Raw genomic sequence first — 14,087 nt, 5'->3', positions numbered from 1 at the left:
CACCCGTCACGAGCATCCACAGTTACGCAGCGTGCCCGCGATAGCATCCAGGGCGGGCCTGCTCACCTCCGGCGGCCGATCGTTCGACATCAGCGCGAAGGTCAACACCCGTCCATCGGCATCGAGCACGTACCCGACCAACGTGCTGGAGACCGAGAGAGTTCCGGTCTTGGCACGCACCCAGCCCGCCGCCGCCCGATCCCGGTGGACGTAGCGGCTGGTGAGCGAGCCCGTCGCACCGGCGACGGGCAGGTCGTCGAGCATCGGCGCCAGTGTCGCGGTGAGCCGGTCGGGATCGGCGGCCGTCGTCGCGCCGGTCGGGGTCACCGCGACGGCGTTCGGGCGGGCGGCGGTCGCCAGGATGCGGTCGAGCAGCCGGGCGGGCACCCGGTCGTCCACCGACAGTCCGCTGTTGTCGTGCATACCCATGCCGGTCAGGTCGAACCCGGCCTTGCCGAGCACCGCGTTCAGCGCGACGACCGCGCCGTCGAAGGAGGCCGGGTTACCGGTGGCCACCGCGATCTCGCGGCCGATGGTCTCGGCGAGGACGTTGTCGGAGTGCACCATCGTGTCGCGCAGCCGATCGCGCAGCGGTGCGGAGCGCACGCTGGCGACCTCGGTCGCGCCGGGCGCGGCATTGCCGAGCCTGACCTTGGCCGGATCGAGCCCGAGTTCGACGGCGAGGCGCCTACCCGCGTCCAGCGCGGGCGTCGGGGTGCGCGGTGAGTATTCGACCAGCGGATCGAGCCTGCCGCCGTCGATCATCACCGATTCGATCGGCGCGATCGAGCCCTCGCGGATGTCGACCGGGTCCCAGCCCGGCGCCATCGTCGGTCCGGCGTAGGCGGAGGTGTCGACCACGATCGTGTCGACCTGGCGGCCCGAGGCCCGGATCTGATCGACCAGATCCGACAGACGAGGCCCGTTGGGGTAGTAGCCCTTTCCGTCCGGCTGCGCCGTCAGCGTCGGGTCGCCACCGCCGACGAAGACCAGTTCGTTCGGCGCCGCGCCGGTGACGACGCGGGTGATCACCCGATGGTCGCCCGGCAGCGCGAGCAGCGCGGCGGAGGTGGTCAGGATCTTGGCCGTGGAGGACGGGATCTGCGGCTTGCTCGGATCGCTCGCCCACAGCACCGCACCGGTCGCGGCATCGGTGACCGATCCGGTGAACGCGCCCAGGTCGGGATTGCCGACCACCGGCGCGAGCGCGGCCGCGACACCCGCGGCCGTCGGGGTGCGCGCGTTGTCCGGGGCGGGCCGCACCCGCGGCGTCGGCGCCACCGGCGCGGGCGGTGCGGCCGTGGTCAGCCCGCCGTGCCGGAATTCATCGGTCCACGGTTTGACCGTGACCAGCACGACAGCACCCGCCACCAGCAGAACAGCGAACGTGACACCGATCGCGATCCACGTCTTGCGGCGCCGCTTGGCGGCCAGTCCACCGATGTTCTTACTGCTCTGACCAACCACCTTGCCCGCCGTCTCTGCTCGAGGCCGCTCCTGCCGCACCCATCTGACCGTCGACCACACTATCCTCGTTGCGCAACCGTTCCCCCGAACAACCTGGCGCGTCGACAGACCGCGCCGCATAGGCACGTAAGGAGATGGCGTGGAGTTCGACGTCACCATCGAGATCCCCAAGGGTTCCCGCAACAAGTACGAGGTCGATCACGAGACCGGCCGCGTCCGGCTCGACCGGCACCTGTACACGTCGATGGTCTACCCGGCCGACTACGGCTACATCGAGAACACCCTCGGCGAGGACGGCGACCCGCTGGACGCACTGGTCCTGCTGCCCGAGTCGGTGTTCCCCGGCTGCCTCATCGAGGTGCGCCCGGTGGCGATGTACAAGATGGTCGACGAGGCAGGCGGCGACGACAAGGTGCTGTGTGTCCCGGCGGGCGATCCGCGCTGGGAGCACATCCAGGACCTGAAGGACGTCCCGGAGTTCGAGCTGGCCGCGATCAAGCACTTCTTCGAGCGCTACAAGGACCTGGAGCCCGGCAAGTACGTCAAGGGTTCGGAGTGGGTCGGTCGCGCCGAGGCCGAGGCCGAGGTGCAGGCGTCGATCAAGCGGCTGCAGGATCAGGGCGGCCACTGATACGCCAAGAGGGAAGTCCGCACGCGCGGACTTCCCTCTTTCGTTTCCGGGCGACTAGACCGGTGACGCGGTCTCGGTGATGCGCGCCCGCCGCTGCCGCCGCTCCTCGATCACCTCGTCGAGGTGCTCGCGCAGCAGGAACAGGATCGGGCCCTCCAGCTCGCCGTGCACCCGCTCATGGGTGAGGCGCGCATCCTCCATGGTCGCGAAAGATTCCGCGGCGGAGCGGAATACGCAGTAGGCCTGCTCGGAGCGGCCGAGCGCCTGGAGGATGAGCCCGTGCAGCACAAGCACTCTGGCGCGGTGCAGCGGCCCGGTGGCCCTGGTCAGCACCTGCTGCGAGGCGTCGACGGACGCCTCGGCGTCGATCAGGCGCCCCGCCATCATGTACACATGCCCCAGGCGCGAGAGCGCCCAGCCCTGACGCAGCACCAACCCGCTGCGCCTGGCCAGCTCGACTGCCTTTTCGCACAGCTCGATCGCCTGGGGGTAGTCGCCGACGTAGGCGCGGTTGGCGCCGAGCTCATGCAGCGCCGTGGCCTCCAGACCCGCATTGCCCATTTCCCGCGCCAGTGCGACACCCCGCCGCGCCCGCTCCTCGGATTCGGCGAATTTGCCCGCGTCGGACAGGGTTTTGGCGATGTGCACCAGGCAGGCGCACTCGATGGCCCGGTCGCCGAGCCTGCGCGCCAGCCGGATGGCCCGCTCGGCGTGCGCCAGTGAGGCGGCCGATTCGGTGCCCATCCTGGTCGACGAGGCGAGCAGGGCGGCGGCGAAGGCGGTCAGCCGCTCGCCGGTGCCCGAACCCACGTTGAGCGACAACGCGATCCGCTGATGATCGCGGCCCTCGCGCAGCGCGCCGAGCGCGTCGGTGCACAGCAGGCCGAGCGCGACCCTGACCCGGCATTCGACCTCGCGATCGGCCACCTGCAGCGCCGCGTCGAGCAGCTTCTCCAGCCCGCGGGCCAGCTCTTGGCAATTCGGCCCGCCGTCGTTCAGTTCCGCCGAGGCCCAAGCGATATCGGCGGCGATGGCCAGCGCGGGCCCGCGCACGTGCGCGGCCTGCTGGTACAGCGTGGCCAGGTTGGGTCGCTCGGCATTGAGCCAGGCCTGGGCGGCGCTGCTGGCGGCGAAGGACAGCCCCCTCGTGGTGGTCGAGCGCAGATGCTCGGGCAGCGTGGTACCCGGGTTCAACACCGCGACAACGGATTTCATGGTGGCCAGATAGAAGTCCAGCAGCCGCAGCAGCGGTGCGAACACCGGGTGGGCCGGATCCGGTTGCAAATCCCTGGCGAACAGCCGGAGCAGATCGTGGTAGGTGTAGCGGCCCTGCGCGGTGGTGTCGACCAGGTTCAGATCGACCAGCGATTCGCACAGTTCCTCGGCGATCAACCGATCGACGCCGAGCACCGCGGCGGCGCCGTCCAGCGAGATCTCGGCGACCTCGGGGACGCCGAGCACCTGAAATGCCCTGGCCTGCACGGGATCCAGCTGGTCGTAGCTGAGCCGGAACGCCGCCTCGACCGCCAGGTCGCCGGTGCGCAGCGCGGCGAGGCGCTGCTGTTCGTCGACGAGCCGTTCGGCCAGGCCGTCGATGGTCCACTTCGGCCTGGCCGCCAGCCGCCCGCCGACGATGCGCACCGCGAGCGGCAACCCGCCGCATGCGGCGAGCACGCTGTCCACCGCCTTCGGTTCCGCGGCGACCCGATGCGCGCCGATGATGCCGGACAGCAGGCTGCGCGCCTCGGCGGGGGTGAGCACATCGAGCCGGACGCCGAGCACGGCGGGCATTTCCGGCATGGTGGAGCGACTGGTGATCAACACCGCCGACCCCGGCGTACCGGGAATCAGCGGCGCCACCTGATCGACGTCGCGCGCGTTGTCGAGCACGACGAGCACCCGCTTGCCGTCCAGGCAGCTGCGGAACTGGGCCGACCGCTCGGCCAGCGACGGCGCGATCTCACCCTCCGGCACGCCGAGCGCGCGCAGGAAGTCGCCGAGTGTATCGGCGGCGGGCGTGCCGAAGCGTTCCACCTGATTCTGTTGCGTAGCAGGCGCGAACCCGTGCAGGTCGACGTGCAGCTGACCATCGGGGAACCGATCGCGCACCCGGTGCGCGACATGCACGGCGAGCGCGCTCTTGCCGATGCCGCCCATGCCGCCGATCGCGCACACCGGCACGAAGTTGCCGTCGGTATCGGTCAGCCAGTCGCCGATGCGGCGGATCGCGTCGGCCCGGCCGGTGAAATCGGCCACATCGGCGGGCAATTGGGCGATCCTGGCGACGGTGCGGCGCTGCGGTCCGCGCGGCGCGGCGGCGGACGGCACCGCGGCGGGGCTCTCGGCCTCGCGACGCGGTGCGGGCAGATCCCCGCGCAGTATTCGATGATGCAGCTCTGCCAGCTGCTGTCCAGGCTCGATGCCGAGCCGCTCGATGAGCACCCTGCGGGTGTCCGCGTACACCGCGAGCGCCTCGGCTTGGCGGCCCGCGTGATACAGCGCGGTCATCAGCAGCCCTCGGGTCTGCTCGCGCATCGGATGCTCGGCGCACAGCGGCGAGAGTTCGGCGATGATCTCCGGATACCGGCCGAGGCGCAGATCCAGTTCGATGCGCTGCTCGAGCAGCGCGAGCCGCCGCTCGACGAGCTGGATGCGCTGGCGATCCGCGTACGGACCGGGCAGCCCCGACAGCGGCGTGCCCGTCCACAGGCGCAGCGCGCTGTCGAGCCGGTCCCGCGCGGCCTCGACCGAGCCCGCGTCCTCGGCGAGCCGCTCGGCCTGCATCTCCAGCAGCAGTTCCTCGACCTGCTCCACGTCGACCGATCCCGGCACCAACCGCAGCGCGTAACCGCCGCCGAAGCCGACGAGCACGGTGGCCGGGCCGCCGGACGGGCGCTCGGGTTCCAGCACCCTGCGCAGATGCAGGATGTGGTTGCGCAGGGCGCCAACGGCACTCGGCGTCGGATGTTCGCCCCAGACACCGTCGATCAGCTCGGGCACGGTCGCCGAACGACCGCTGCGTAGTAGTAGTGCCGCCAGCAAGGCCCGGCGCTGCTTGGATCCCAAATCGAGTTCCAGCTCGCCGCGCCAAGCACGAACCTCACCGAGCACAGCGAACTTCAGCATGCGGTCCCCTCTCTGACCATGGAGCGTCGCTATAAAACCTAGACAATCGTTCGCGATGCTCGCATCCTCATGCCAGGGCGGTCACCGATGAGACAACGATGATTCCTGGCCAGCGGTTGCCCACTCAACCAGAGGCTTCATGAGATTTTCATGACGGGATCGGTGACGCGTGGGCATCGACCGGACACCACCTGGATGGTGGTGCTGGCACTACCGCACGGTGGCGCTGACGCTACTCCGCATTCGGGTGCCCGTGTCATGGGATGAATGTATTCGATTTCCTACGCTCGAAATCGTCCGGGACAACGGTCATTCCCGGCTCGAGCAGGAGGAACTTTTGCCTACCAACGCATGGCGGCGGCACGGCGGAAAGGCGGCCGTCGCGGTCGCCCTCGCGGGAGCGGTGCTCGCCGCGTCCGCGTGCGGCGAGGCGACGCGGTCGAGTAGCGCGGCGGATCCCGCACCGTCCGCGGCGATCGCCAAGGCGCTCGACGACGTCGTGCGTGCCGGATTCCCCGGCGCGCAGGTGGTGATCAGCGGGCCGGGCGGGCAGCGAACCATGACCGCCGGTGTCGGTGATCTGCGCACCGGAGCACCCATCGCGCAGGACGCGCAGGTGCGCATCGGCAGCAATACCAAGACGTTCGTGGCGACGGTGCTGTTGCAGCTGGTGGCCGAGGGCAAGGTGCAGCTCGACGCGCCTGTGGAGCGGTACCTGCCGGGGGTGGTGCACGGCAACGGCAACGACGGCAACCGCGTCACGGTGCGGCAACTGCTGCAGCACACCAGCGGCCTGCCCGAATATCTGGCCTCTGGTGATCCTTCCGTCGCGCCGGATCCGAATTCCCCACAGTTGCAGGTGGATTCGGAGGCTGTGCGCTGGCGGCACTACGACGACGCCGGGCTGGTGCGCATCGCGATGAGCCTGCCGCCGCGGTTCGAGCCCGGTGCGCGCCAGGTCTATACGAACACCAACTACATCCTGCTCGGCATGCTGATCGAGCGGGTGACCGGACAACCGGTCGCCACCGAGATCACCCGCCGCGTCATCGAACCGCTCGGCCTGCGCGCCACCTACTTCCCCGCGGCCGAGGACACGGGTATCCGCGATCCGCACCCGGTCGGCTATCAGGAAACCGATGGGCAGCGTGTGGATTTCACCGCCCAGAACACCACGTGGGCCGGCGCGGCGGGCGCGATGATCAGCACCGGCGCCGAGCTGAACAAATTCTTCACCGCACTGCTCCGCGGCGAACTGCTGCCCGCCGACCAGCTCGCGGAGATGAAGAAGACCGTCCCGTTCGACCGAATGCCCGGCGGCGGTTACGGATTGGGGCTGGTCCGGTATCCGACGGCATGCAAGGAGATGTGGGGGCACGGCGGCAGCATCCCCGGCTTCGAGACCCGCGACGCCGTCGCCGCCGACGGCACCGCCGTCACACTCACCGTCAACCAGCTGCCCGCGAGCCAGCAGAGCGCCGACGTGGTCGTGAAGGCGTTCGACGCCATCGCGTGCGCGGCATGACCGAAACCGGAGGAACGACAATGCATCGCGCCAAAGCCCTCATGGGCGTGCTCGCCGCCGGCCTGATCGCGGCGACCAGCGCGGCGTGCGCCACCGAGGCCGAATCCGGCCCGCCCGCGCTCGACCGCTTCCACAGCCAGAAACTGGACTGGAAATCGTGCGGGGATCCGCGCCTCGATCCGGCGGGCGCGCAGTGCGCCGACGTCACGGTGCCGCTGGATTATGCTGAGCCGCAAGGCAAGACCATGAAGGTCGCGATCTCGCGGATCGCCGCGACCGATCCGGCGCAGCGGCGCGGGGTCATGCTGTCCAACTCCGGCGGGCCGGGCGGACCAGGACTGGATTTCATGGTCGACGTCGGCGCCGCGATGACGCCGGACGTGCGCGCCCGCTACGACCTGATCGGCATGGACCCGCGCGGTGTCGGCCGCTCCGACCCGATCAACTGCCGCTGGCCGCAGGGCTTCGGCTTGCAATCAGGGGGTATCGACGCGGCGAGCTATGCCGAATCCGTGGCAACCCAGCGCGATCTCGCGCAGCGCTGCGCTGACGTGGAGGGTGATCGGCTGCGGCACATCACCACTCGCAACACCGCGCGCGATATGGATGTGATCCGCGCGGTGCTGGGCGAGGAGCGGGTCAGCTATTTCGGCACCTCCTACGGCACCTATCTCGGCGCGGTGTACACCCAGATGTTCCCGGAGCGCGCCGACCGGATCGTGCTCGACAGCTCGGTGGATCCGGACCGCTACGGCGCGGTCGAGATGACGCGGGATATGGGGCCCGCCAACGAGGCCGCGCTGGACCTGTGGGCCGACTGGGTCGCGCAGCGCGACGGCGAATACCACTTCGGCGCAACGCGCCAGCAGGTGCGCGCCACCGTCGAGGACCTGATCCGCCGCTCGGCGGCCACCCCGATTCGGTTGGGCGCCTACGACATCGACGATCACACCGTACCGATGGTGCTGTTCATCGGTCTCGATACACCGGCAGGCTACGCGGACGTCGCGGTCAACATGCGCCAGCTCGCCGACGCCGCCGCCGGCTTACCCGTCCAGATCTCCCCCGAGCTGGACAAGGCCCTCGCCTTCATGCTGACCGCCAAGCCGGAGGACGGCTCCGCGCAGATGGCGATCATGTGCGGCGATGTCGCGGCGCCGCGCGACACGGCGTGGTACCTGAGCAATATCGAGGCGGCGCGGGCGAAGGAGCCGGTGTTCGGCCCGTTCGCCAACAACATCACACCGTGCGCGTTCTGGGCGGCCCCGTCCGAACCGGCCACCGTGGTACGCAACGCGGTGCCGACGCTGATCGTGCAGGCCACCGGTGACACCCGCACCACCTATAACAACGCGCAGGGGATGCGGCGCGCGCTGAGCGCGTCACGGATGGTCACCCTGCAGGATGTGCCGGTGCACTGGATCTTCGGGCGCTTCCAGAACAAGTGCGTCTACGACAAGGTGAACACCTACTTCCGGGACGGGACACTGCCCGCCGAGGATGTCACCTGCCGGATCGACTGACCTCCCGACGCACAGCGCCCGAATCCGAACAGGTTCGGGCGCTGTGCCGTTCGATCACCTTGCCGCCGTTCGATTGCCTTGTCGCTCAGGCATTCAGATACGCGAGCACCGCGAGCACCCGCCGGTGCCCGACATCGTCGGCGGACAGGTTGAGCTTCGCGAAAATACTCCGAATGTGTTTGTGCACAGCGCCTTCGCTGACCACGAGCCGCTCGGCGATGGTGGTGTTGTTGTGCCCCTCCGCCATCAGCGCGAGCACCTCACGCTCCCGCGCCGTGAGCCCGGCCAGCGGATCATCGGCCTTGCGCCGCACCAGCAGCTGCGAGATCACCTCGGGATCCATCGCGGTCCCGCCATCGGCGACCCTGCGCAGCGAATCCAGGAACCGATCCACCTTGCCGACCCGTTCCTTGAGCAGATACCCGACGCCGCCCGCCCCATCGCCGAGCAGTTCGGCCGCATAGCTGTTCTCGACGTAGGCCGAGAGCACCAGAACCGGCAATCCGGGATGAACGGCCCGTGCCCGCACCGCCGCACGCAACCCGTCATCGGTGAACGTCGGCGGCATCCGCACATCGACCACCACGGCGTCGGGCCGATCCGCGGTCACCGCGGTCAGGAAGTCATCGGCATTGTCGAAGGCCGCGACCACCTCGATCCCCGCCGTACTGAGCAGCAGTACGAGTCCCTCCCGTAGAAGGGCATCGTCCTCGGCGATCATGACCCGCACGGCAACTCCACGCCCATCACCCTAAGGCCAACCGCCCACAACAGCCGACCCACGTGGCCACGCCCGCGCAGTGCCGTCGCACGGTCGGGTCACGACCCACACGGCAGCGCCACGCGCAGCACGGTGGGGCCGCCGGGCGGGCTGCTCAGTTCCATTTGCCCGTCCAATGCTTCGGCCCGGCGACGGATGCCCGCGAGCCCGCCGTCCTCGGTCTCCTCGGCATCGCCGATCCCGTCGTCGCGGACCTCGACCGTCAGCAACTCCGGCCCACCGCCGAGCACCACCGAAATAGCTTTGGCGCCAGAGTGTTTGGTCGCATTGGTCAGCGCCTCGGCGATGACGAAGTAGGCGGCGGCCTCGACGGCGGCGGGCCGCCTGCCCGACTCGCGCACCTCCAGCGTGCACGGGATGGGACTTCGCGCCGCCAGCGCCGACACCGCACTGGCCAGGCCCCGATCCGCAAGGACCGGCGGATACACACTGCGCAGCACATCGCGCAGTTCGGCGAGCGCGTCGGTGGCCGTGTCCTGTGCCTTGCGCACCAGCTCCTGCGCCTTACCCGGATCCCGTTCCCGCAGCTGATCGGCCAGCCCGAGCTGCATGATCACCGCGGCGATCCGCGCCTGCGCGCCGTCGTGCAGGTCGCGTTCGATCCGGCGCAGTTCCGCGCCGTGCGCGTCCAGCGCGGCCGCCCTGGTCGCGGTCAGCTCGGCCACCCGGTGCGCGAGCGCAGCACCCTCCGTCGGGCCGAGCAGTGCCCGCACGATCAGGGCCTGCCAGCGGGCGATCACCGGGATCTGCAGCACCAGCACGCCGACCGGGATCGCGATGGCCATATTCGCCAGCGCGGTCGGCCATGAGGTCGCCACGATGCCGAAGCTTTCGACGGATCCCTCCGGTACCGCCTGCCAGTAGAACGGAACCAGGAGCTGATTGATCGCGCTCAACGGCAAGGCGACCCCGAGCACCCCGACGATCATGCCGGTCACCGCGTGCAGCAGCAGCCACGCCAGGTCGCGTCCATTGGCCGGATCGGTGAACACCGTCGCGAGCCGCCGCCCGAGACCACCGGTCATCGGCCGGTACACCGCTTCGATCGGCGCGCCGAGCAGCCATCCCGCCCTGCGCCGCTCGGCGCCGAGCAGCGGCCGGACCACCCGCATCGCCTCGGGCAGCGCCGGAATCCCCACCCCGATCATGCACAGCGCGCCGACCACGAGCATCCCGAAGAGCGCGAAGATCGACAGCACCGAGGTGAGGCAGCCGAGCGCGAGAAAGCCGACCGACCGCGGCAGCCGTCGCAGCCGGTCGAGGAGATAGCGCACGGTCAGCGCCTCCGCAGCATCGTCACCGCTCGACGGTATCCCACGCAGAATCGCCACTGCCCGGCACCGGCGACGGCCGGTACCGGGCAGACTCGAGAAGGTGCTAAGCCGATCCGGTGCGCTCCACCAGATCCCCGGCCCCGTCGGCCGACTCGGCCTCCTTCGCCGCCTGGATACCGCTGACCATGCGCAGCGGCACTTCTTTCCAGAACAGCACCAGGATCAGCGCGAGCAGCGCAACCCCGGTAGCCGAAAGGAACACCGACGACATCGATTCCGCGAACCCGACCTGGAACGGCCGCGCCAGCTCCGGGCTCAGCTGCTGGATGATCGAGCTGTCCTTCAGCACCTCGCCTGCCGCCGAAGTATCCTGCGCGAGCAGGCCTTTCGACAGCGCGACATCGGCGGGGTTGCTGCTCTTCGCACCCTCGATCACCGCGTGCTGGAACTGCGGATCGCTTGCCGCCGAACGCATCTCCTCGGAGATGTTCGGTGTCAGCTGGGCGAACAGGATCGACAGGAAGACCGCGACGCCCAGGGTGCCGCCGATCTGCCGGAAGAAGGTCGCCGCCGCGGTCGACACGCCCATATCCTTGGGCGGCAACGCATTCTGCACCGCGAGCGTCAGCGGCTGCATCAGGTTGCCGAGGCCGAATCCGGTGAGCGCCATGAAGATCATGGCCAGCCACAGCGGGCTGTCGGCGTCGAGGTAGTGCAGCAGGAACAGCCCGAGCGTCAGCATGGTCGCGCCGATGAGCGGGAAGGCACGGTAGCGGCCGGTCTTCGAGATCAGCTGACCCGACACCACCGATCCGGTCATCAGGCCGAGCACCATCGGCAGCATCTGCAGACCGGCCAGCGTCGGACTTGCCCCGCGCACCACCTGCAGGTACTGCGGCAGCAGCGAGATACCGCCGAACATCGCCGCGCCGACCACGATCGAGATGACGACGCCGAGCGCGAAGGTGCCGTTGCGGAACATCCGCAGCGGGATCAGCGCCTTCTCCTTCAGCGACTTCTCGACGAGCACGAACCCGATGACGCCGAGCGCGCCGATCACATAGCAGGCAACGGATCGTCCACTGCCCCAGCCCCATTCACGCCCCTGCTCGGCCACGATGAGCAGCGGCACCAAACCGATCGCCAGCACGAGCACGCCCCACCAGTCGACCCGGTCGGTGGAATGCGGCCGCTTCGGCAGCTTCAGCACCTTGGACACCACCGCGAGCGCGATCAGCCCGACCGGCACGTTCACCAGGAACACCCAGCGCCAGCCGCTGACACCGAGGATGGTCTCCTGACCGGCGAGCACACCGCCGAGTACCGGGCCGACCACGCTGGAGGTGCCGAACACCGCGAGGAAATAGCCCTGATACTTGGCGCGCTCGCGCGGGCCGACGATGTCACCGAGGATGGTCAGCGCCAGCGACATCAGGCCGCCCGCGCCGAGGCCCTGGAACGCGCGGAACGCCGCGAGCTGGTACATCGACTGCGCCATCGTGCACAGCAGTGAGCCGATCACGAAGATGGTGATGGCGGCCATGAAGAACGGCTTGCGCCCGAACATATCGGACAACTTGCCGTAGAGCGGTGTCGCCAGCGTCGCGGTGATCAGATAGGCCGTCGTCGCCCACGCCTGCATCGAGTAGCCGTCGAGATCGTCGGCGATGGTGCGGATCGCGGTGGACACGATGGTCTGGTCGAGCGCCGCGAGCAGCATGCCGAGCATCAGGCCGCTGAGGATGGTCAGGATCTGCCGGTGGGTGAAGCCGCTGGACTCCTCCACCGTTGTTGTTGCCGGTGCTGTCACGAATCTTTCTCCGTCCCAATGGCGTACAGGTCTTGCCTGGGCCGGATGGCGGCAACCATGGCCGGCTTGGCTTGCTCGAAGTCGTCGACGAATCGGCGCAGCAGCCCGGCGAAGGCCGCCCGATCCTCGGCGGTCCATGCGGACATCACCATGGTCAGGTTCTGCTGCCTGCGCTTGCGGATCGTCATGGCCACCTCGCGACCGTGCTCGGTGACGGCGAGCACGCTCGCCCTGCCGTCGGCCCGATCAGCCTGCCGCTCGACCAGATCGCGCTCGACCAGCTGCGCGACCTGCCTGCTGACCGTCGACGCGTCCGAATGCACCGCGTCGGCGAGCGCACCCGAGCGCATCGGGCCGTCGCAGAGCAGCCGGAACAGGATCACGAACGCGGCGGGGTCGACACCTTCCGAGGTGCGCAGCTGCGCCGTGACCCGATCGCGGATCCGCTGCAGCCTGCTGAGTTGGGTCGCGATCGTGTCGACGGAACGATCGTCCTCGTCCACCTGAATCACCCTTACTTGTATCAATCAAATAGTTGGTGAATACAAGTATGTAGACGAGCCGACGGCTAGGGCAAACGTTTTTCCGGTCTTTACCGGCCCTTGAACTCCGGCGGGCGCTTCTCGAACACCGCCTGGATCGCCTCGGTCAGGTCCTCCGACGGCAGGAACGCCGAGTTCCACGCCGACACGTAGCGCAGCCCGGCGGCCACCTGATCCTTGGTCCGCTGATCGAGCACATCCTTGGCGCCCTGGACCACGAGCGGCGGATTCGCGGCGATCTCGCGCGCGGTGGCATGCGCCGCGTCGAGTACCGCGTCCTGATCGGCGAAGACGTCGTTGACCAGGCCGATCTTCTCCGCACGCGCGGCGTCGATGTCCTTGCCGGTGTAGGCGAGCTCCCGCAGGTGGCCCTCGCCGATGATGCCGGGCAGCCGGTGCAGCGAGCCGATATCGGCCACGATCGCGACCTTCGCCTCGCGCAGGCTGAACTTCGCGTCGGCGCTCGCGTAGCGAATATCGGCGGCGGCGATCAGGTCGAGCCCGCCGCCGATGCACCAGCCCGCGACCGCGGCGATCACCGGCTTGCGGCAGTCCGCCACCGCGGTGACCGCGGCCTGCATCCCGCGGATGCCGTTGAGCAGCTCGGTGCGCGGCGCGGCGAAGGCGCGGTCGGCGAGCACCGGACCGAACAGACCTGCCATCGCGGGCAGATCGAGACCGTAAGAGAAGTGTTTACCCGAACCGGTGAGCACGACGGCCCGCACCTCGGGATCCGCGTCGAGCGCGCGGAAGATCTCCGGCAGCTCACGCCAGAAGTCCGGACCCATCGCATTGCCCTTGCCGGGGCCGGTCAGCGTCACCTGAGCGACGTAGTCCTTGATTTCGACGGTGAAAGCCTGCCAGTCAGTCATTTGTACAGCGTATCGGGCGCGCTGCCAGGCCACACCGAACCGCTGGGATCCGGACACTCAGCAAAGGCGGCCGACCAGTTCTGTCCACGTGTAAAAGGTGTGCAAAATTGCTGGGCCACACTGGTTCTCGCGCCGGGACAGCCGGATCATGGTCGGTGTCAGCAACCCTCACACACCGGGTTCGGAGGCCACCAATGCTGATGCACCAAGGAATCGGCTTGGACCGCTTCAACGAAATCTCCCGCGGTCGCGCCGTACACGCGCTGTTCGAATGCTGCTGCAACGTCACCTGGGCCGCACAGATCGCCGACGCGCGCCCCTTCGCCGATCGCGAGGCACTGTTGACCATGGCGGATGTCGAACTGCTCGCGCTGTCCCAGTCGGATCTGGACCGTGCCATCGACGCCGTTGTGCACGAACAGGTTTCGCAACGCGGCGTCACCGAGCTCGCCCGCATCACGCGCACGCGGATCGACCGCATGCTCGGACCGAGCGAGGGCTATCCGGAGTACTGAGATCGACGGGCGTATCACCCG

General features: G+C 68.9%; 11 protein-coding genes. 4 read left to right on the top strand and 7 right to left on the bottom strand.

Translation table 11 applies throughout. The annotated features are described in order from the left end of the window. Window positions 1–6: 6 nt before the first annotated feature. A complete protein-coding gene (dacB, locus tag ACIG5A_RS15345) occupies window positions 7–1,467 on the bottom strand; it encodes a D-alanyl-D-alanine carboxypeptidase/D-alanyl-D-alanine-endopeptidase (RefSeq protein ID WP_397241778.1) in 1,461 nt (486 codons plus the stop codon). Between the two features lie 139 nt (window positions 1,468–1,606). Between dacB and ACIG5A_RS15340 the strand changes: the two genes are divergently transcribed. After that, the gene (locus tag ACIG5A_RS15340) at window positions 1,607–2,098 is read left to right on the top strand and encodes an inorganic diphosphatase (protein WP_397240846.1); all 492 of its coding nucleotides are present in this window, start codon (window positions 1,607–1,609) and stop codon (window positions 2,096–2,098) included. A 54-nt stretch (window positions 2,099–2,152) separates the two neighbouring features. Here the strand turns inward: ACIG5A_RS15340 and ACIG5A_RS15335 are convergent, their stop codons facing one another. Beyond that, window positions 2,153–5,224, bottom strand: coding sequence for an AfsR/SARP family transcriptional regulator (locus ACIG5A_RS15335; RefSeq protein WP_397240845.1), 3,072 nt, complete (start codon window positions 5,222–5,224; stop codon window positions 2,153–2,155). A 337-nt stretch (window positions 5,225–5,561) separates the two neighbouring features. On the opposite strand from ACIG5A_RS15335, the gene ACIG5A_RS15330 reads away from it, so the two are divergent. Further along, window positions 5,562–6,749 (top strand): serine hydrolase domain-containing protein, encoded by a 1,188-nt coding sequence (locus ACIG5A_RS15330; RefSeq protein ID WP_397240844.1) that lies wholly within the window; start codon window positions 5,562–5,564, stop codon window positions 6,747–6,749. Next, window positions 6,746–8,272, top strand: a complete 1,527-nt coding sequence (locus tag ACIG5A_RS15325; RefSeq protein WP_397240843.1) for an alpha/beta fold hydrolase — start codon at window positions 6,746–6,748, stop codon at window positions 8,270–8,272. The genes ACIG5A_RS15330 and ACIG5A_RS15325 overlap by 4 nt, the downstream gene beginning before the upstream one ends. An 85-nt stretch (window positions 8,273–8,357) precedes the next feature. On the opposite strand, the gene ACIG5A_RS15320 is transcribed toward ACIG5A_RS15325, so the two are convergent. The 5 genes from ACIG5A_RS15320 to ACIG5A_RS15300 form a co-directional block, all read right to left on the bottom strand. Further along, window positions 8,358–9,002, bottom strand: a complete 645-nt coding sequence (locus ACIG5A_RS15320; RefSeq protein ID WP_397240842.1) for a response regulator — start codon at window positions 9,000–9,002, stop codon at window positions 8,358–8,360. Between the two features lie 89 nt (window positions 9,003–9,091). Then, entirely contained in the window at window positions 9,092–10,384 is a 1,293-nt protein-coding gene (locus ACIG5A_RS15315; protein ID WP_397240841.1) for a sensor histidine kinase, read from the bottom strand. Window positions 10,385–10,430: 46 nt separating this feature from the next. Beyond that, complete coding sequence (locus ACIG5A_RS15310; protein ID WP_397240840.1) at window positions 10,431–12,137, bottom strand: MDR family MFS transporter; 1,707 nt, start codon at window positions 12,135–12,137, stop codon at window positions 10,431–10,433. Next, the gene (locus ACIG5A_RS15305) at window positions 12,134–12,640 is read right to left on the bottom strand and encodes a MarR family winged helix-turn-helix transcriptional regulator (RefSeq protein WP_397240839.1); all 507 of its coding nucleotides are present in this window, start codon (window positions 12,638–12,640) and stop codon (window positions 12,134–12,136) included. Before ACIG5A_RS15305 ends, ACIG5A_RS15310 begins: the two co-directional genes overlap by 4 nt. A gap of 89 nt (window positions 12,641–12,729) precedes the next feature. Then, window positions 12,730–13,551: a crotonase/enoyl-CoA hydratase family protein gene (locus tag ACIG5A_RS15300; RefSeq protein ID WP_397240838.1), complete on the bottom strand. Its 822-nt coding sequence runs from the start codon at window positions 13,549–13,551 to the stop codon at window positions 12,730–12,732. 194 nt (window positions 13,552–13,745) lie between these two features. Between ACIG5A_RS15300 and ACIG5A_RS15295 the strand changes: the two genes are divergently transcribed. Beyond that, window positions 13,746–14,066, top strand: coding sequence for a 2-oxo-4-hydroxy-4-carboxy-5-ureidoimidazoline decarboxylase (locus ACIG5A_RS15295; RefSeq protein WP_397240837.1), 321 nt, complete (start codon window positions 13,746–13,748; stop codon window positions 14,064–14,066). Window positions 14,067–14,087: the final 21 nt, after the last annotated feature.

Origin of the sequence: Nocardia sp. NPDC052566 (genome assembly GCF_044547285.1) — a bacterium.
Classification (GTDB): Bacteria; Actinomycetota; Actinomycetes; order Mycobacteriales; family Mycobacteriaceae; genus Nocardia.
This window is presented reverse-complemented; position numbering and strand designations above follow the sequence as displayed.